The sequence below is a fragment of the Paenibacillus ihbetae genome (assembly GCF_002741055.1).
GTDB lineage: Bacteria > Bacillota > Bacilli > Paenibacillales > Paenibacillaceae > Paenibacillus_AQ > Paenibacillus_AQ ihbetae.
In genome coordinates, this window is sequence record NZ_CP016809.1 from 5050397 (window position 1) to 5069696 (window position 19300).

Annotated in this window: 20 protein-coding genes and 1 other RNA gene; 10 read left to right on the forward strand and 11 right to left on the reverse strand. The window is 51.9% G+C overall.

Going from position 1 to position 19300, the window contains the following annotated elements; translation table 11 throughout:
* Nucleotides 1–27: 27 nt before the first annotated feature.
* The 3 genes from pepF to BBD41_RS22570 all read right to left on the reverse strand — a co-directional run bounded on the left by pepF (nt 28) and on the right by BBD41_RS22570 (nt 2439).
* Nucleotides 28–1818: an oligoendopeptidase F gene (pepF, locus tag BBD41_RS22560; RefSeq protein ID WP_099480742.1), complete on the reverse strand. Its 1791-nt coding sequence runs from the start codon at nt 1816–1818 to the stop codon at nt 28–30.
* A gap of 201 nt (nt 1819–2019) precedes the next feature.
* Nucleotides 2020–2202 (reverse strand): hypothetical protein, encoded by a 183-nt coding sequence (locus tag BBD41_RS22565; protein ID WP_007127691.1) that lies wholly within the window; start codon nt 2200–2202, stop codon nt 2020–2022.
* Nucleotides 2203–2205: 3 nt separating this feature from the next.
* Nucleotides 2206–2439, reverse strand: coding sequence for a hypothetical protein (locus BBD41_RS22570; protein WP_077567515.1), 234 nt, complete (start codon nt 2437–2439; stop codon nt 2206–2208).
* Nucleotides 2440–2635: 196 nt separating this feature from the next.
* Between BBD41_RS22570 and BBD41_RS22575 the strand changes: the two genes are divergently transcribed.
* From BBD41_RS22575 to pfkA, 3 genes are all read left to right on the forward strand, one after another.
* Complete coding sequence (locus tag BBD41_RS22575) at nt 2636–2833, forward strand: cold-shock protein (protein WP_028405178.1); 198 nt, start codon at nt 2636–2638, stop codon at nt 2831–2833.
* A 282-nt stretch (nt 2834–3115) separates the two neighbouring features.
* A complete protein-coding gene (locus tag BBD41_RS22580) occupies nt 3116–4198 on the forward strand; it encodes a tetraprenyl-beta-curcumene synthase family protein (RefSeq protein ID WP_099478778.1) in 1083 nt (360 codons plus the stop codon).
* Between the two features lie 21 nt (nt 4199–4219).
* Complete coding sequence (gene pfkA / locus BBD41_RS22585; RefSeq protein WP_077567513.1) at nt 4220–5191, forward strand: 6-phosphofructokinase; 972 nt, start codon at nt 4220–4222, stop codon at nt 5189–5191.
* A gap of 101 nt (nt 5192–5292) precedes the next feature.
* Here the strand turns inward: pfkA and BBD41_RS22590 are convergent, their stop codons facing one another.
* From BBD41_RS22590 to BBD41_RS22605, 4 genes are all read right to left on the reverse strand, one after another.
* Complete coding sequence (locus BBD41_RS22590) at nt 5293–6672, reverse strand: MATE family efflux transporter (RefSeq protein WP_099478779.1); 1380 nt, start codon at nt 6670–6672, stop codon at nt 5293–5295.
* Between the two features lie 343 nt (nt 6673–7015).
* On the reverse strand, nt 7016–8203 hold the full coding sequence (locus BBD41_RS22595) for a putative glycoside hydrolase (RefSeq protein WP_099478780.1): 1188 nt from the start codon (nt 8201–8203) through the stop codon (nt 7016–7018).
* Nucleotides 8204–8689: 486 nt separating this feature from the next.
* On the reverse strand, nt 8690–8884 hold the full coding sequence (locus BBD41_RS22600) for a hypothetical protein (RefSeq protein ID WP_007127697.1): 195 nt from the start codon (nt 8882–8884) through the stop codon (nt 8690–8692).
* 159 nt (nt 8885–9043) lie between these two features.
* Complete coding sequence (locus BBD41_RS22605) at nt 9044–9865, reverse strand: YitT family protein (protein WP_099478781.1); 822 nt, start codon at nt 9863–9865, stop codon at nt 9044–9046.
* Nucleotides 9866–10154: 289 nt separating this feature from the next.
* Between BBD41_RS22605 and cshA the strand changes: the two genes are divergently transcribed.
* A complete protein-coding gene (gene cshA, locus BBD41_RS22610) occupies nt 10155–11765 on the forward strand; it encodes a degradosome RNA helicase CshA (RefSeq protein WP_099478782.1) in 1611 nt (536 codons plus the stop codon).
* 165 nt (nt 11766–11930) lie between these two features.
* Here cshA and BBD41_RS30130 read toward each other — a convergent pair whose 3' ends face one another.
* Nucleotides 11931–12029 carry a hypothetical protein gene (locus BBD41_RS30130; RefSeq protein WP_007127700.1) on the reverse strand — a complete coding sequence of 33 codons (99 nt, stop codon included), beginning with the start codon at nt 12027–12029 and terminating at the stop codon, nt 11931–11933.
* A gap of 189 nt (nt 12030–12218) precedes the next feature.
* Here BBD41_RS30130 and BBD41_RS22615 point away from each other — a divergent pair, with 189 nt between their 5' ends.
* The 3 genes from BBD41_RS22615 to BBD41_RS22625 all read left to right on the forward strand — a co-directional run bounded on the left by BBD41_RS22615 (nt 12219) and on the right by BBD41_RS22625 (nt 13797).
* Entirely contained in the window at nt 12219–13034 is an 816-nt protein-coding gene (locus tag BBD41_RS22615) for a YesL family protein (RefSeq protein WP_077567507.1), read from the forward strand.
* Between the two features lie 35 nt (nt 13035–13069).
* Nucleotides 13070–13261: non-coding RNA, 6S RNA (gene ssrS / locus BBD41_RS22620), on the forward strand.
* Between the two features lie 143 nt (nt 13262–13404).
* On the forward strand, nt 13405–13797 hold the full coding sequence (locus BBD41_RS22625) for a DUF1499 domain-containing protein (protein ID WP_007127702.1): 393 nt from the start codon (nt 13405–13407) through the stop codon (nt 13795–13797).
* A gap of 83 nt (nt 13798–13880) precedes the next feature.
* On the opposite strand, the gene tpx is transcribed toward BBD41_RS22625, so the two are convergent.
* Nucleotides 13881–14399 carry a thiol peroxidase gene (gene tpx / locus BBD41_RS22630; RefSeq protein WP_077567506.1) on the reverse strand — a complete coding sequence of 173 codons (519 nt, stop codon included), beginning with the start codon at nt 14397–14399 and terminating at the stop codon, nt 13881–13883.
* A gap of 120 nt (nt 14400–14519) precedes the next feature.
* Here tpx and BBD41_RS22635 point away from each other — a divergent pair, with 120 nt between their 5' ends.
* Both BBD41_RS22635 and BBD41_RS22640 read left to right on the forward strand, forming a co-directional pair.
* A complete protein-coding gene (locus tag BBD41_RS22635) occupies nt 14520–15146 on the forward strand; it encodes a rhomboid family intramembrane serine protease (protein ID WP_099478783.1) in 627 nt (208 codons plus the stop codon).
* Nucleotides 15147–15217: 71 nt separating this feature from the next.
* Entirely contained in the window at nt 15218–16156 is a 939-nt protein-coding gene (locus BBD41_RS22640) for a glutamate biosynthesis transcriptional regulator GltC (protein ID WP_099478784.1), read from the forward strand.
* Between the two features lie 170 nt (nt 16157–16326).
* Here BBD41_RS22640 and BBD41_RS22645 read toward each other — a convergent pair whose 3' ends face one another.
* Nucleotides 16327–17007: a zinc metallopeptidase gene (locus BBD41_RS22645; protein ID WP_099478785.1), complete on the reverse strand. Its 681-nt coding sequence runs from the start codon at nt 17005–17007 to the stop codon at nt 16327–16329.
* A 42-nt stretch (nt 17008–17049) separates the two neighbouring features.
* Entirely contained in the window at nt 17050–17496 is a 447-nt protein-coding gene (locus tag BBD41_RS22650; protein ID WP_397311264.1) for a MerR family transcriptional regulator, read from the reverse strand.
* Nucleotides 17497–17826: 330 nt separating this feature from the next.
* Between BBD41_RS22650 and BBD41_RS22655 the strand changes: the two genes are divergently transcribed.
* Entirely contained in the window at nt 17827–19266 is a 1440-nt protein-coding gene (locus BBD41_RS22655; RefSeq protein WP_099478786.1) for an ammonium transporter, read from the forward strand.
* Nucleotides 19267–19300: the final 34 nt, after the last annotated feature.

Consider the following 19300-nt stretch of genomic DNA (forward strand, 5'->3'; position numbering starts at 1 on the left):
CGACAACGCGCATAAGAGCTTGGAGCGTTATTTCGTCAATTGCTCCATCTGGTTGATAATATCCTCGAATACGCTCATCGCTTCGCGGATCGGCTCCGGCGAGGACATATCCACGCCGGCTTTTTTCAGGATGTTAATGGAATAGTCGCTGCCGCCGCTCTTAAGGAAGCCGAGGTAACGATCCACTGCCGGCTGGCCATCTTCCAGAATTTGCTTCGAGAAGCTCGTTGCCGCGGAGAAGCCGGTTGCGTATTTGTATACATAGAAGCTGGTATAGAAGTGAGGGATGCGGGCCCATTCCATCCCGATCTCCTTGTCTACCTGCATGCCTTTACCGTGGTACTTGACGTTCAGGTCGTAGTAAATGTCCGACAGGTCCTGAGCCGTCAAGGATTCACCGCTCTCGGCGCGCTCATGGACGATCTTCTCGAATTCGGCGAACATCGTTTGCCGGAAGACGGTCGTACGGAACTGGTCGGCATAATAAGTCAGCAGGTACATCTTCTGCTTCGGATTCTTGGCGTTCTTGAGCAGATAATCCATCAGCAGCGCTTCATTCGTTGTGGAAGCCACTTCAGCCAGGAAGATCGTGTACTGCGCATCACGGTATTTCAAATTGTTGTCGGAATAATACGAATGCAGCGCGTGACCCATCTCGTGAGCCAGGGTGAACATGCTGTTCAGGTTATCCTTGTGGTTCAGCAGCACGTACGGATGGGTGCCGTAAGCGCCCCAGCTGTATGCGCCTGTACGCTTGTTCTCGTTCTCATAGACATCGATCCAGCCGTTGTCATAGCCCTCCTGGAGACTCTTCAGGTAATCCTCGCCAAGCGGGGCGAGTCCTTCCTTGGTCATCTGCTTTGCTTCCTCGTACGTAATATCCCACTTGTATTCTTCGACGAGCGGCGCGAACAAATCGTACATATGCAGCTCATCCACGCCGAGCAGCTTCTTGCGCAGCTCCATGTAACGGTGCAGAAGCGGGAGGCTCTCATGGATCGTATCGATCAGGTTCGTGTAGACTTCCTTCGGAATGTTATCGCCGTATAGAGCCATCTCCAGCACGGACGGATACTTGCGGACGCGCGAGTAGAAGATGTTCTTGTTCACATTGGCATTGAGCGTCGCAGCCAAGGTGTTCTTCTGCTTGCCGTAGGTTTCGTATACGGCCTTGAACGCGCGCTCGCGGACTTCGCGGTTCGGGCTTTCAAGGAATTGAATGTAGTTCCCGTGAGTCAGCTCCACTTCCTTGCCGTCCTCGTTCTTGATCTTTGGAAACTTCATATCCGCGTTGTTCAGCATGCCGAAGATGGTCTGCGGCGCAGAGGATAGATTTCCGACCTGGGCAAGAAGCGCTTCTTCGGTTTTGGAGAGCACATGGGCTTTCTCCCGTTTCATTTCAACAAGGGTAAACTGATATTCCTTGAGCAGGGGATCGGCGATCAATTGATCCAGCTCGGCATCGGAGAGGGCCAGAATCTCCGGCGTAATGAAGGAGAGGGATTCGCCGACCTCAACATTCAGCTTTTTGGCTTTGGCGGACAATGCCTGGTATGTAGGATTCGCGGTGTCTTCGTCATGATGCATATGAGCATATACGTACAGACGCTCGGCATGATAGGAAATTTCGTCCTCAAGCTCGAAGCATTCCTTGATGGAAGCGGCATTGTTTAATTTGCCTTGGTAGTCGGCCGTCTTCTTCAGCAGGTCCTTCAGCTTGGCAAAGCTGTCGTCCCACGCTTGCTGATCGGCGAACAGGTCCTCAAGCTTCCATTGATGCTCCTTCGGGACTTCGGAGCGTTTCAGTAATTGTTCCATAGAAATCCTCCTTGCATGATATGTATTATTTGGAGTCCGGGCTTCTTCAGTATAGGCTTCGGAGCGGGCAGCGGCAAAAGGCAGCAGGCAGAGGACCAGCGTAATGCAAAGCACCCTGGAACCCTTCATGGCATAACCTCCTCGAATTCATGGCATTCGAGCGATAGTATGCCGCGTACCCGGCTCTTTCATCCTTATAAATTATGAGGAACCCAGATTAATAAAAGTGTATACAATAAGGTAAAAGGCAAACAAGATGAAGGCGGCGGCAATCAGGGCCATTCCGCGGCGCAGCCTTGCCGGGATCCGGTCACGATTCAGGATCATGATGGCGCCAAGGCTGAAGGCCAAAATAATGAAGATGACAATATTCGTGGTATCCATCCTTTACACCTGCTTAAAGGAAGCCATGATGTCCTGCCATTCCTCTTCCCGTCCTTCGAAATCCTCTTTGGGGAAGCGATTCTTAGCCCACTCCATCAAGGCCGGCCGGCTCATGAAGGTATGCGTCTCTTCGCCCCACTGGTCGGAAATTTCGCGGAGTACGATATAGCGGCCCTGGACCTCGACCGTCATCATGTTCCACTTGTCTTTTTTGTATATTTCATGTTTTTTGATCATATGCATTCTCCGTCCGCTACTTAGGCTTTTGGGTCAATGATAACGCACACAAGGGCTCAAAAGCAAATCATGATGACGTAAAAATATCGGGCCAAAAAAGGTCCATATGGGGGTTTGACGGATTGCATTGTCTGAAAACATGGGATATAATATGGATATTCGCCATAGATGGCGGTATTTTTAGGAGGTTGTTCATTTGAAAGGTACAGTTAAATGGTTTAACGCAGAAAAAGGTTACGGCTTCATTTCCGTTGAAGGTGGCGAGGATGTATTCGTACACTTCTCCGCAATTCAAGAAGAAGGTTTCAAAACTTTGGAAGAAGGTCAAGCGGTAGAATTCGAAATTACAGAAGGTAACCGTGGTCCTCAAGCAGCCAACGTAACAAAACTGTAAGTTAACTCCGAAGAGGAGATCTTATAGAATTACCTAGGCATGAAGCACAGTTCTCGCTGAGAACTGTGTTTTTTTGCGTGGGGTGACCCGTTCAGGCTTCAGCCGATCCAGCATGGTTGGTATAATAAGATCGTCTTCTTGGGGATAGCTGGAAGTAACGGCTTCCATCATAGCCGTCGCACCGTCAATGACGTGTGTTATTTGTGCAAAATGAACGATCATATTATAATAGGTTTGATTTGGATAGGTATAAAAAAGACAACCATGTGGAGGCAGAGTTCATTGAATAATCAAGAGCTAAGCCGCAAGGTTCCGCGAAGCCCGGTTGGACTGATGACCCGGGTATACCGATATATTCTCCCGGAAGTGCGGGCTGAATTGGAGAAGTGGCGCCGGGAGGCTGAGCAAATTCCGGATGAGGAGCTTCGGAAACAGGCATTGGCCAGTATAGAGACCAAAAGATTTCACTGCCAGGGAGGCGCGGTATATGCCGCCGCCAATTTGCCAGAGAAGCATATACTCATCCCGTTGATTGTTGCTTACCAGACGATCAGCGATTATCTCGATAATTTATGTGACCGCAGCACTTCGCTGGATCCGGCGGATTTTCGGCAGCTTCATCAATCGATGCTGGATGCCGTAACGCCTGAAGACGAGATGGCGGATTATTACTCGCTCCGAAACGAGAGGGAGGATGGAGGCTATCTTGCCGGACTGGTGCAGACGTGCCGGGACTGCATCGGCCAATTGTCGGGATATGAGGCGGCAAAGCCATACATAAGGAAATTGGCCGGGCTGTACACGGATCTGCAGGTATACAAGCATATCCACCCGGATCAGCGGGAGGCTGCATTGCTTGAATGGTGGTCCCAGCATGCTCATCATACGCCGCATTTGCGGTGGAATGAGTTTGCTGCAGCTACGGGATCCACGCTGGGCGTATTCATGCTGTTTTTGGCTGCGACCGATCCGTTTTTGGATGATGAGGATGCATCCAGAATCCATGCCTCTTATTTTCCGAATGTATGCAGTCTCCACATCATGCTGGATTACCTGATTGATCAGGACGAAGACAGGCTGGGCGGCGATCTGAACTTTTGCAACTACTACGAAGATGCCGATACGATGCTGAACCGCATTGCTTCCATTGTCGATTGGGCCCGGAAGGATGTCAGAGCAATTCCCTCCACCCCTTTTCATCGGATGATCATTGAGGGGTTACTGGCGTTATATTTATCCGATCCAAAAGTCAGCGAGCAGCAGCTGGTTCGCTCCGTATCCAAACGCTTGATGAGGCGAAGCCCGATGACAAGGCTGTTCTTCTACGTCAACAGTCGTTGGATTCGCAAGCATAAGCATGAGTGACATAGAAGGAGGAAACAACATATGACAGCAGTCAAAAAAATTGCAGTTCTTACGAGCGGCGGGGATTCCCAAGGGATGAACGCAGCCCTTCGCGCCGTGGTGCGCAGCGGTTTGTATTACGGTCTTGAGGTATACGGCATCCAGCGCGGATACCAGGGTCTTCTTGAGAACGACATTATCAAGATGGATCTTCGCAGCGTAGGAGACATCATCCAGCGGGGAGGCACGATTCTCCGGTCGGCCCGATCCGCAGAGTTCAAGACGCCGGAAGGGCAGCAGAAGGGCGCTGATGTGCTGAATCAGCACGGGATCGACGGACTCGTAGTTATCGGTGGCGACGGCTCCTACCAGGGCGCTAACAAACTCAGCAAGCTCGGCATCAAAACGATGGGTCTGCCAGGGACGATCGACAATGATATTTCCTTTACCGACTACACGATCGGCTTTGATACCGCGGTAAGCGTCGTGGTCGATGCAGTGAACAAATTGCGCGACACGATGTCCTCTCATGCCCGCTCGTCCGTCGTCGAGGTCATGGGACGCCACTGCGGCGACATTGCGCTGCATGCGGGGCTTGCCTCGGGCGCAGAGACCATTTTGGTCCCTGAAGTGGAGTTTAACCTTGATGAAGTGGCCGAGCGCCTCAGAGAGAACTTTGCGAAGGGCAAGCGCCACAGTATCATCATTGTAGCCGAAGGCGTAGGCCGGGGCGAAGACGTCGTCAGCAAGCTGAAGGAATGCCACGCTTCCATCGACGCCCGCGTAACCGTGCTTGGACATATTCAGCGCGGCGGCGCGCCAACGCCGTTCGACCGTAATCTTGCCAGCCGTCTCGGCGACTTCGCCGTACGCAGCCTGATCAACGGAGAATCGGATAAAGGGTGCGGCATCATCAAGGGCGAGCTTGTGCTGACCGACATCGATAAGGTCGTGAATACGAAGAAGGAATTCGATCGGGAATTGTACGATCTGGCCCTTCGTTTGTCGCAGTAATCCAATTACGGATCCCCTTGGGTACAACATAAGAAGACCGTCTTCCATTGCAGAAGCTGAACACTGCAATGGAAGACGGTCTTTTTGAATCGGTCGATGGATCAGGAGGATACGGCTGATCCAAGAGGCTCCTGTTGCTTGGTGAATCTGCGCTGGATATTGACCAAGCGCCTCAGCATCAGCGCTGCACCGGCAGCAAGTCCTGTTATGAGGCCGATCCAATAGCCGAAGGCCTGCCAATCCGTATAATTGGCCAGCACATATCCGACGGGCAAGCCGATCACCCAGAACGAGACGAGGGCCAGGACGAAAGCCACATTGACGTCTTTGTATCCCCGCAGCGCTCCCTGCGTCGGCGTTGCGATGGCGTCGGAGATCTGGAAGAAGATCGCGTATAGGAGAAACTGCTGGATGAGCGAGATTACGGCAGGCTCATTCGAGTACAAGTCCGCGACCTGGCGTCCGGCAACAAGCAGAATGACCGCCGTCATCAGCGAGAGGATGATGGCGGTGCCGATCCCAAGCTTGGCGTACTGCCATGCATCCTTCAACCGGCCCGACCCGACCTCATAACCGACCAGGATCGTTAAGCTCATGCAGATGCTCAGCGGCAGCATGTACAGCGTGGAGGCAAAATTCAAGGCCGCTTGGTGCGCGGCGATGGTAGCCGTATCAAAGCCGCTCATGAGCAGGGTTACGGCTGCGAACACGGCCGTTTCCAGAAAGATTGACAAGCCAATGGGCAATCCGATCTTCAGATGCCCCTTCCAGGCACTGAAGGAAATCCTGGACATTCCGCGGAAAATGCCGTACCCGGCAAACGGGTGCACCTTGTGGATCGTTAGGATCGCAATGAGCAGCACCGCCCAGTAGGTAATCGCGGAAGCGACGCCGGCCCCGGCGCCTCCAAGTCTAGGAAAGCCCCAAAAGCCATAAATAAAGAGGGCATTCAGTCCGACGTTGATCGGAAGCGTAATCAGGGTAATGACCATGGACATTTTCGTTTGTCCAAGAGCATCGATAAAGCAGCGAAGCACCGTGTAGGCGAACAGCGGTATAATGCCTGCCGAAATGGCGGCCAAAAACCCTGCCGCAACCTGGCGAACCTCTGGCTCCAGGCTCATGGCGCCGAGAATGCTCGGGACGACGGCGTATCCCGCAGCGAGCACGATAACGGCCAGCAGCACAGAGAGCCAGAGTGCCTGGTTTACCTGATAGGCCACTTTGTTCTCTTGTCGCCCGCCGACCAGCTGGGAGACGATGGGGGTAATCCCCATCAGGATGCCGCTGAGCCCGGTCTGGACCGGAACCCAGATGCTGGTGGCGATCGCAACGCCGGCCAGATCGACGGAGCTGAATTTGCCGGACATGTTCGTATCGAAAAACGTTATAGCGGATAAAGCCAGCTGGGTCACGAGAATGGGGATGAGAATGACGGCAAACTGCCTCAGTTTCCCCCGGATCGTCGTTGTAGATTGCATGCTGCATATGCCTTTCTCTCTTTAGTATTTGCACGCTGTCCGAATGCCGGCTGACGTCATACATACATTAGCGCCATACCGCGCGCAGTAAAAAAACAAAAGAATGACATCCTTCAGGCTCGGACCGGGAAGGTGCATGTCCCACAATCATCATAGCATCCGATGTCAAGGCGTGGCTCATTATTTGAAGCCCTTCGTATTCGTAACCGGTATGGCAGGTTTGCTACGAGCATATGCCGGCTGAAATAACTCAACCTCTCCGTTCAGGCATGGGAGCGCAGTCCTATTCGAGATTGTGCATGAAAAAGAGCCCGGCCGCATGTATCGGCCGGACTCTTTAGGCTTACTTGTACTTCACGCCTTCCGTATAACGGTTGGAGGCGTTCCAGAGCAAATACTCGTCGACCCCGGTATCCTTCAAGGCGCGAATTTGATCCTCAATTTGCTTTTTCCCATATTTGATATAATTGCCTTTGCCAAGCCAGCTGGCCGTAAAATCCTGAATCCAAGGCCGGATGATCGGCTTGTTGTTGCCCAGCTCTTCAAGCTTCTTGTGGGTATCCTCCATCGATCCCTTGATCGTCTGGTACGGAGCCTTATCCGGCACCTCGGCGCCGAACCAGCCGGTCGTGTAGTGGCTCGGGTATACCATTGGGCTGATAATATCCACATTGTTTGATATCTTCACAAAATCCTGGCCGATTCCCTCTGCTGCAGGCACCGATGCCGCGTAGCCGAAAATATCGACGGAAACGCGGATGCCGAGCGGCGCCAGCTCTTCACGGGCATACTGCACGAAATCCGATACGACGTCGACGCGGGACTGCTCGGTTTTGACATACTTCAAAGCGTCGGCCCGCTTCTCGAAGCCCTCCGGGAACCGTACATAGTCGAACTGGATCTCCTTGAAGCCGAGCTTGGCGGCTTCTTTGGCAATTTCGATATTGTAGTCCCATACCTCCTTGCTGTACGGGTTAACGAAGCTGTCTCCGCCGCCGTTGGTCCATACGGTGCCGTCTCCTTTACGGAAGGAGAGCTCCGGGTTCTTCTTGGCCAGGATCGTATCCTTGAACACGACGACTCGGGCGATCGGGTAAATGTCGTGCTTCTCCAGCCGTTTCATCAGCTGATGGATATCCTTGATAAAGGGCTGAGGCTTTCCAAGCTTTTGAAGCGTCGGGTTATCGGTTTTGTACGTTATGTAGCCTTCGTCGTCCTTAATGTCGATGACCATGGCGTTCAGCTCCGTCGTGTCCATCAGGTCGATAAGCTGCGTCATTCTGGAGCCGCCGGCACTGTAAGCTGTTACATAAATGCCTTTGACTTTCGGAGCGTCGACTTGCGGGTCGATCTCGGTCGTATTCGGCTTGATGCCGTTCTGACCCTGACCCTTCCCCTGATTTTGATGCATGCTCTGAATCACGGCGGTGTTCCAGGAAGCCTGCAACTGGGTTGTAAGCGGGCTCTCCTGCGCGCCGGAGCCGCCCAAGCCCGCGGCAGCCAAGATGAAAAATGCCAAGATGATGTTCATAATTACTCTCTCCCTTGTCTACATTCACCATGATTATAATGGAACCGCAGCTTTCAAAAAGAACAGGTTTGTTACATTCGCCCGAGGCGTGGAGGTAAAGCATGCGGTATTGGTTCATTAAACGGGTGAAGGGCAATTTAAACGACTTTTCCATATTTACCGAAAGTGGACACAATTACGATAGGAAATTGAAGGGAGGACTGGTTACCGCAGGCGTAAGGCGCTCATATCGACGTATTCTGCACCGGTTTCAGGCATGCCCAGGGAGAAGAGGAGAGCAGTCCTATATCGGGGCGCGCGGTGTAATGATGACTGCTGCACGATGATCAGCGTCGACGCTCGGACGACAAGCCATGCAATGAGAGGCTTCAGCTTGGCCAGATCTGAAGGTGCCCGGGAAATTCCGGGCAAAAAATGCCGCTGTCCAGCGGTATGCACCGGTGAACAACGGCATTTAACTTGCAATGATTCCAAGCAGATATTCCATTAATGAAGCAGCGTATGGCTTTGATGTTCGCAAATGCTGTACTGAATAATTTCCAAAGCGTCATCCTGCTCCAAAATATTCAGCCCGTCCCTCAAAACGATCATGGAATTCAGCTCGCTCTGTCTGAAGAACGGAATCATTTCCGGGAACCACTTCATGACGATCTGTGACAATTTTACCGTTTCCATTTCCATAAAAAATCACCCTCTCCTTCCAAATTTGGTCAGGCAGGACGTTCTTATTGTAAAACGGAAAAACATTAAAATTGGGGCAACGAAGAGTAGCTCATGAATATTGTAGGAACCTGGCATTCATATTATACCATAAAAATTGCCGTGTTTTCATCTTGGCAATTAGTTCTTGCGAAACTGTCCCATCACCGCAACCGTCTCCACGATGTTGACGAAGGCGTCCGGATCGGTCTTCGTAATGATATGCTTTAATTCGGCGAGCTCGTATTTCGTTGTGACCGTCATCAGCATGTCCTTCTCCTTGTGGCTGAACGCCCCTTGGGTTTTGATCTTCGTCACGCCCCGGGGGCGCTTGAGCAGCTTCTCCAGCAGGGCCTCGGTCTGATTCGTAACAATGAACACCGTCACTTTGATATGGCTGATATGCAGCATATCGATCATTTTGCCCGCCAGGTAAATGGACACCATGGAGGCCAGCGCAAGATTCCAGTCGTTCTCGAGATAAGTGACGGCCAGGATGACGATGGCATTCAGCGATACCAGGACGCTGCCGACCGGAAAGTCGCGATACTTCGTGACGATGGAGCCGATGATGTCAAATCCGCCGGTCGAGCCGCCGACCCGGAAGGACAGGCCGGTTCCGAAGCCGACCAGGATTCCTCCGAAGACGGCGGAGAGGAGCATGTCCGTAGCGACGGCGCAGACCGGTATGATCTCGAGAAACACCGTTGTCACAAGGACCGAGAGCACGCTGAGCACGACAAAATGTTTTCCAAGCTGGAACCATCCTGCGAGGAGGATGGGAATATTGAGCACGAAATACAGAACGCTGATGTTAAGCGGCGTGAAATAACCGATCAGCATGGCAACGCCGGAAACGCCGCCGCTGAGCAGGTGGTGCGGAATCAGGAACAGATTGAAGCCCGCGGCAATGATAACGGCGCCGAACAGGATGGAAAAGTAGGTCCATAGACGCTTCAGCATAGGAATCACCTCCCGGTTATTATGACTTCTTGAAGCTTGCTGGTATTCCAGAAATGTTTTGTGATATAATGTATTGGATATTCTTGAGTAGTCCGTTACAATGATAACTTTTTGGAAGCTTATCAGGATGATTATACATTAACCAGTTCCACCGCTGGTGATCAGAGAGAAATATACCGGTTCACCTCATGCAGAAAATCCTGCTGGCCGGGAAAGCCTATAAACGTTACCACTACTTAAGAATACAGAGAAGAAAGTGGAGTCCACAGATAGAAGGAGTATGAACCTATTGAAAAATTTTGCAGATTTTGGCTTGGAGCCTCGAGTGCTTCAAGCAATTACGGAACTTGGATTTGAAGAAGCGACACCGATTCAATCCCAATCCATCCCGATTGCCCTCACCGGAAAGGACATGATCGGACAAGCACAGACAGGTACCGGTAAGACCGCAGCATTCGGCCTTCCTCTTATTCACAAAATCGCGAAAGAAGAAGAGCGGATCGTCGCTCTCGTCATGACGCCAACCCGCGAACTCGCCATTCAGGTTGCCGAAGAGATCGGCAAATTGTCCAGATTTAAAGGGATCCGCTCCCTTGCGATTTACGGCGGACAAGATATCGGCCGACAAATTCGCGCTTTGAAGAAGAAGCCCCAAATTATTATCGGCACACCTGGCCGATTGCTTGACCACATTAACCGGAAGACCATCCGGCTTGACGATGTTCAAACCGTCGTGCTGGACGAAGCGGATGAAATGCTGGACATGGGCTTCATGGACGATATCCAATCCATCCTGAAGCTGGTACCGGAAAATCGTCAAACCCTGCTGTTCTCCGCAACGATGCCTCCGAACATCCAGAAGCTGGCTTCCCAGTTCCTGAAGGATCCGGAGCATGTATCCGTCATTCCTAAGCATGTGAGCGCACCGCTGATCGACCAAGCCTACATCGAGGTTCCTGAGCGTCAGAAGTTCGAAGCGCTGAGCCGTCTCCTCGATATGGAATCGCCTGAGCTGGCGATTGTATTCGGCCGCACGAAGCGCCGCGTAGACGAATTGGCCGAAGCGCTGCAAAAGCGCGGCTATTCCGCAGACGGCCTCCATGGCGACCTGTCCCAGCACCAGCGCGATACCGTTATGCGCAAATTCCGCGACGGCAGCATCGATGTGCTGGTAGCAACCGACGTAGCGGCTCGGGGTCTGGACGTATCCGGCGTAACGCATGTCGTCAACTTCGACTTGCCGCAGGATCCGGAGAGCTATGTACACCGTATCGGCCGTACCGGCCGCGCAGGGAAGGAAGGTACGGCATGGTCCTTCGTAACCCCGCGTGAAATGGATCATCTGTACTTCATCGAGCGCGTGACCCGTCACCGGATTCCGCGCAAGCCGCTGCCAACGATGGCTGAAGCCATTGAAGGCAAGCAGCGCGTCATCGCTGAACGCGTATTGGAAATCATCGACCAAGGCGAGCTGACCGAATACAAAGGCCTTGCCATCCAGCTTCTGGAGCAGTATGACTCCGTTCAGCTGCTTGCAGCTGCAATGAAGCTCCTGACAGGAGACAAGAAGGAAGCGGCCGATATCCACCTTACGCCGGAGGATCCGATTCGTGCGAAGCGCCGGAAGCCGGACATCCGCAGCGGACGCAAGCCTAGCGGCGGTTATAACGGCCGCAGCTACGGCGGCGGATACCGCGGCAACCGCGAAGGCGGCGGCAACCGCGAAGGCGGCGGCAACCGTGGAGGCTACTCCAAGGGCGGCTACAGCCGTGACGGAGGCGGCAGCTACAATAACCGTGACGGAGGCGGCGGCTACAACCGTGACCGCAACAACAGCGGCGACCGCAAGCCTCGCAGCTACAGCGGCGGCGAACGTCGTCCGAACCGCGGGGACGAGTAATCCCCGGGTTAGCGACAGCAGCCCGCTGACCATCGCTTAAATGGAATGAAAAAGACGAAGCACTTTCCCACATTCGCATGGGGCAGAGGCGCTTCGTCTTTTTTTCACCAGTCCATGGTGTTTAGCTTAAGCTGTAGAATGCATATAAGCTGCCTTATTCATCCATTAGATATAGAATGTGCTAAGGATAATGACGAGCAGGATGAAGAGAACCAGAACCACTCCAGTAGTTCCGCCATAACCGTAACCGCCAACGTTGGACATGCATATTCCCTCCTCTGATTAGTGAGAATTGAGGCCTTGATTTGATTGGATTACGAGATATCCTATGGTGATATCCGGTGATGCGATTGGATATTCACCCAGGCCGCCGCAAATTAGGCTCTGGTCATGCCTATGGGAAATAAGGTATATTAATAGATACATGCATGCTTTGAGTGAGGAGGAAAAGATTTGGAAATGAAAGGAGCCATGGGTGGCTTATATAAGCTCACCGAATGGATTACCCGCATCGCGTTTTCTAATATTTTATGGGTTTTATGCACATCGCCATTCCTGTTTATCGTACTGACCAAATTTTTGATGGCTGTCCAGACGCCGGATGCTCATAACGAGCAGCTGCTGTCGAACTGGATTTTGGGGATCTTGTCGCCTTTTGTGCTGTTCCCTGCAACCGCAGCCCTGTTTACCGTAGTACGCAAGTGGGTGATGGGCAACCCGGATGTACCTGTATTCAAAACCTTCTTTAAGGGCTATAAGGAAAACTATAAGCAAAGCATGATCGGCGGATTCGTCTATACGCTGCTGTTCGTGATTATGTATGTGGATTATACGGTGTATATGACACAGCTCGGAGACGGCTTTCAGCTCGTCGGCATCGTGATGCTGGTGCTGCTCATCGTGCTGTTCGTCTCGTTGTTTAATTTCTTTTCCATGACCGTCCATTATGAGATGAAGACGACCCAGCTCTTGAAAAATGCGGTTCTGCTGACCTTGATCCGTCCGTTCCGGGTATTCTCGACGCTTGCCGGAAGCGCTATCTTGGTATATATCGGCACGCAAATGCCTGTGCTGTTCGTATTCTTCCTCTTCTGTCTGATGGCGCTGTTCGCGTTCTTTAACTTCTATGCAACTTTTACCAAGATGCAGGAGCAGCAGGAAAAGATGAGACAAGCGGAGGAAGAGAAGTCGGAGGCGGAGCAGGCGCTGCTTGAGAGCATGGATAACGTCAAAACCGAGGAAAAAGGATCGAAACCGCGAAATTCGTAGGTTTACTTTTACGGCAAAACCCCCTATAATAAGACTACATCCTGCGATGTTCGTTTCGGTTTTCCGTTGTTTTGAACCAATGACGATGTCTAGGGAGATCTATATGTAACCGTGGCTGGAAGGCCCTGTCTATATGACAAGGGGAATTCATAAGCGGTTCTGCGGTCACCCACCTGCTTAAGCAGGTTCGAAGACAATGTTTACCGGACGGCATAGGCGGGTTTCGTACTGAATACGAAGCGGCATCTCTTTATTTCGAGTCCGAAGTGAAGAGGTGCCTTTTTTTGCTGTATATAAAGGTTTGCTGAAAGCCTAAACAATGTTAAACTAGTAGGTAAAGGAACGGTCATTTATAAAGGAGGAACGGTCTTTGTCATTAAAACGAGTTCTAATCGGTATCGTGCGCAGCTACGACGGCACAAGCGACCGTGCGAAAGATCCCAAGCTGAAGACGCGTTATTACAATCTTTCAAAAGAAAAGTGTTTTGAAGAGGTTACCTCGACACTCAAAAAAATTCCGGGCTATAAAGTGCTCCATGAAGTAAAGTCCGTTGGAGAGATCACACTCGAGAAAAGAACGTCTTTCGGACGAACGCTGGACATTACCGTATCCGTGCTGGGCATCAGTCCCGTACGCAGCGCAGTTGATATGTATTCGGCCTCCCGCGGCTCGCTGGGCGACCTGGGGGCGAATTACCGGGTCATCCTGAACCTGTACGCTGTGCTGGACAAGAAGCTCGGCAAGTATAAAGTGGATGCTTAGGCAATAGATAAAAGCGGGAGAGCTGCTCTCCCGCTTTTTTAAAGGTAATGCTGTTTTTCGTATGTAACCGCGGCTAAGCGGTTCTATCGAAGAGATTTCACGGCATTGACGGCCGCTTCGTAGTTCGGATGCTCTGTCATTTCGCCGAGGTATTCCACATAGGCGATCTTGTCTTCCTTATCGACCACGAAGATCGAGCGCATATCAAGCTGGAATTCCTTGATGAGCACGCCGTAGGCTTCCCCGAAAGAACGGGATTTGTAGTCCGACAGTGTAACCACACGGTCTACGCCGGCTGCTCCGCACCAGCGGGCTTGGGCGAACGGCAGGTCGGCGCTGATCGTCAGCACGACAACGTCGTCTCCGAGCCCTGCGGCTTCTTCGTTGAAGCGGCGGGTCTGCGCATCGCAAACGCCGGTGTCGAGGGAAGGAACGACGCTGATCAGCTTGATTTTGCCTGCAAAGTCCTTAAGGGATGCATCCTCCAGCAGGTTTTTGCTCACCGTGAAATCGGGTGCCGCATCGCCTACCTTAAGCTGGGGTCCGATCAGTGTAATAGGATTGCCCTTAAATGTGGCAGCTCCCGTGCGTTCTTGAGCCATGAGAAATCTCCTCCTTGGATATCGAAGTTTGGTGATCAGGTTCATGGTACATTATAATCTTTTTAAAAAGGATATGTCCACTTTCCGGACGTCCTGCTTGGCTTGGAAGAGGAGGATGCTATGATATTTGTTCGTTATGAAAACTGGAGAAGCTATCTCCGTTATTATCCCGTCACTTCGCTGCTGCTGATTGCAAACCTGGTGATGTTCTTTATCACGGTCTTCGACGGCGGCTCCCGAAATCCGCTCACGCTGCTGCAGTACGGGGCGCTGACGGATCTACCGCAATTCGAGGGAGAATCGTGGCGTTACGTGACGGCGATGTTTTTGCACAACGGGTTCGATCACCTGCTGTTTAACGGCTTTGCCTTGCTGGTGTTCGTCCCGCCGCTGGAGCGCATTATGGGAAGCTGGAAGTTCGGGCTGCTCTACCTGCTCAGCGGCATTCTGGGGAACGTGATCGGCTTGGCTTATTACGACCGTATGGAAGGCTATCACACGCTTGTGGGCGCGTCAGGCGCCATCTACGGGGCCTATGGAGCCTATCTGTATATTGCGCTCTTTCAACGGCATGTCATGGACATGGCGTCGCGCAGGACATTGTTCACTTTGCTGATCTTAGGGATTGTCCTCTCCTTCACGCCGGGAATCAGCCTTGCCGCGCATTTCGGCGGACTGATCGGCGGGTTTTTCCTCTATGGTCTGATGATTCGATTATTCAAGCAGAGGACTTCATCAGGTCCATAGGGGTGCTGTAAGAATTGAAATGAATGATACGATAAAGTTTTCTAGGGAATGAGAATGGAGCGATAAAAGGCGTGGAATTACGACAGTTGCAATACTTTGTAAAGGTTGCGCAGAAGGAACACGTTACCCAAGCGGCGGAGGAGCTTCATGTAGCTCAGTCAGCCGTCAGCCGCCAGATTCATCAATTGGAAGAAGAGCTGGGTGTTAATTTGTTCATGCAGAAGGGCCGGAATCTTCAGCTGACTCCGGTCGGACAGCTTTTTTGCAAACGGGTGGAAAGCATCATGAAAGATTTGGAGCGGGCGGTCGTCGAAATTCATGAATTTCTGGACCCGGAGCAAGGGGAGATTCGGATCGGATTTCCGCACAGCCTTGGCATACACTTGATTCCTTCAATTGTAGCCGAGTTTCGGAAGAAGTATCCGAATGTCAAATTCCGGTTCAAGCAAGGCATGTTTCCGACGCTGATCCGGGATGTGGTGACAGCGGAGGTAGACCTGGCCTTCGTGTCGCCGTTTCCGGAACGGCATGAGCAGGTGGATGGGGATATCGTGCTGACGGAGGAGCTGTTCGCGATCCTGCCTCCGAATCATCCGCTGGCAGGCGAGAAGTCGATCAAGCTGGAGCAGCTTAAGGATGAGCGGTTTGTGCTGTTCAGCAAAGGCTACTCCCTCCGTCCGATCGTCTGGCATGCTTGTCTGGAAGCCGGATTCACCCCGAAGATCGCCTTCGAGGGGGAGGAGACGGATACGATTCGGGGATTGGTTGCAGCCGGGATGGGGGTTAGTCTGCTTCCCGAAATGGCTCTGTTTCAGACCAACCCGCTTCAGCCTGCCCGCGTTCAAATTTCCGAACCGAAGGTTACGCGTTCAATCGGCCTGATTCATCGCGCGGATGCGAAGCTTCCGCCCGTTGCCCAGGCCTTCCGCACATTCCTCCTTCAATATTTCGGGATTGATCCATCCGTCAAGCCGGAAGGAGAAGAAGGGGAGTCGGTTTCATCTCCCTAGTCAGCTGCATCGCGGTTCGTTATTTCGATATTATAATTAGCTTCGCACACAAAAAAAAGGCTTCCCTTTACGCCGATAGCGGCCGTAAGGGGAAGCCTTTTGCTTCTTTGGAGAGTGTTACCCGATCATGCCCGCGCTAGCGGCCCGATCGGGGGTGATGGTAAGCAAGATTACTCTCGATTGCTTGTAAAGATCATAATGTAACGGATCAGCTCCAGAAGGGAAATCAGCGCTGCTGCGACATAGGTCAGAGCGGCAGCATTCAGTACCTTGGCCACACCGCGTTCTTCGTTGTTCGCAATATAACCTTCCTGAATCATCAACTGGCGGGCACGGCTGCTGGCGTTAAACTCGACAGGGAGTGTGACCAGCTGGAAAGCCACGGCGCAAGAGAAGAAGATGATACCGAGACCGACGAGGTTCATCGCCTGGAACAGGAACCCGGCAATCAGGAGGAACGGTGCGATGCCGGAAGCAAAGTTAACGACCGGGAACATCTTGTGGCGCGCCACCAGCATCGGATAGTGCTCGGCATGCTGGATCGCGTGACCGACCTCGTGACAGGCTACCGAAACCGCAGAGATCGAGCGCTCGTAGTATACCGGCTCAGACAAGCGCACTACCCGTTTAACCGGATCATAGTGGTCGGACAATGCACCTGGCACCGGTTCAATCGGCACATCGTGCAGGCCGTTGGCATCGAGCATGCGGCGCGCAGCGTCATATCCGGTCAGGCCCGTGCTGTTTTCAACCTTGGCCCATTTATTAAACGTTCCTTTGACCCGGAACTGTGCCCATAAAGAGAAAATAAAAGCGATGATAATAAGAACAAACATCCAGTCAGCGTACATTTATCATACCCCCATCGTAATAAGATCGTGACTGCTACATGATTACATCGACGTGAATTGATTCAGCAAAATTTGAAGTGACTCTATACATGCAGCTCCTTTGGGCAAAATATTCGCAAGTACCTCCCGGGCTTGACTAGGCTTCATCTCGCGGAGAAGCGGGTTGAGCTCCTTGACATTGCGCTCCAGCTGCTTCATCTGGATCTCCAGTTCGGTCAGCTTTTCGGTCATCTCGGTATCATTCGGTACGGATTTCCACCGGTTCAGTCTGTCCTTAATCTCTTCGAGAGTATATTTCTCTTGCTTCAACTGATTAATACGTTCGAGCGTGCTTAAGGTTTCGGAACTGTACAAACGGTAATTTTTTAACGTCCGTTTTTCAGGGGAGATCAAGCCCAGCTTGGTGTAATAATCAATGGTCCGTTCACTGATTCCGGCTGCCTTCGCCAGCTCTCCGATCCGGAAAAGGTTTCCTTTCATGATCCCCATAATGAAATCACCTCACAGGTTCTTTGATTGGACATTAATGAAAGCAATATATTTTCTTTTTAATAGAAATATGATACATGATTCGGAACCGTACAGTCAAACGTCATAGTTGTGACGAAAATAGCGGCTGCTGTCCCCAGACACTTCCTGAGAAATGTACGGAGCATTTGCACTGTAAACACTATATGTTATATTTTATTACATAAAAAGGCGGTTTGTTATCATTTTTTTGAAAAAAGCCGTTGAAATTGCGAAGAAGGCTCCCTATAATACAAATAAGAATTTGAACTTGTGTTATATTTTATGACATGAAGGGGAGTGCAAGGCTTGATGAAAAAAAGATGGATTGGTTTAATGGTGGGTATGCTCGCATTACTGGTATTTCCGGCTAATGTGTTCGCTGCGGAAGAAGGGGCCTCAAACGTTGAGCTGACGGCGGGATTAAACTCCGTATTCGTATTCCTGGCTGCCTTGCTTGTATTTTTTATGCAAGCCGGCTTCGCATTGCTGGAGGCAGGCTCGGTCCGGATGAAAAATGCCGGGCACGTAGCGGGAAAAACCTTTCTGACCTTCGGAATCGCGATTGTCGCTTTCTGGGCGTTCGGATTTGGTCTGGCTTTCGGCAATGGGAACAGCTTCTTCGGGTTTGAAGGGTTCTTCCTAAGCGGAGATAATGCCGCAAGCTCGTTCGACTCACTGTCGATTTATGATGTGCCGACAACGATTATGTTCTTGTTCCATCTATCCTTTGCTGCCGTATCCTTGGCAATCGCCTGCGGCGGTATGGCAGAACGCGCTAAGCTCAGCGTGTATATCGTGTTCGGGCTGCTGTTCACGATCGTCATATACCCGATCGTCGCTCACTGGGTATGGGGCGGCGGCTGGCTCGGGGCTCTCGGGATGCAGGATTTCGCCGGTTCGACCGTCGTTCACTTGACCGGTGCTACCGCAGCTCTGGTCGCTACCATTCTGCTGAAGCCTCGTCTTGGCAAATACAACAAGGACGGGAAGCCCAACAGCATTCCCGGCCATAACCAAGTGCTGTCGGTTCTCGGGGTATTCATTATCTGGATCGGCTGGTTCGGCTTTAATCCGGGCAGCACCATTTCGGCGCTGACGGACGGATTCTTCGGCTTCGTCTCTTTAAATACCAACATCGCTGCGGCAGCAGGCGCGCTGGCAGCCCTCCTCATCTCCTGGGCAGTGCTCGGCAAGGCTGACATTCCAAGCATGCTGAACGGTATTCTGGCTGCATTCGTTGCAATCACCGGCGCTTGTGCATTCGTAGAGCCATGGGCTGCAGTCGTTATTGGTGCAATTGCTGGAACCATTACCTTCTTCACGGCACAGTGGTTTGACCGCAAAGGCATCGACGATCCGGTATACGCGTTCTCCGTGCACGGCATCGCGGGGATGTGGGGGGCGGTCTCCACAGGCTTGTTCGCGGCTCCGCGACTTGTTGAAATTACCGGCGTCGGTAAAGCAGGACTGTTCTACGGCGGAGGCTTCGGTCAGCTTGGCGTGCAGCTCCTCGGGCTGATCGGCACATTCGCGTTCGTGCTCGTGATCTCCTTTATCATTCTGTACATTATGAAAGTAACGATGGGTCTTCGCGTCACGGAGGAAGAGGAGTTGATGGGTCTGGACATCAGCGAGCACGGAACATATGGTTATCCGGAGCAAATGAAGCTGATGACCGAATCCGAAGTAAAATCGGGCAGCTTCCGTACGGGACCGAATCCGGCCCCGGGCAGTGATCCTGCGCTTTAAGCATTACGTTCATGCGAATGATTGAATAAATAAG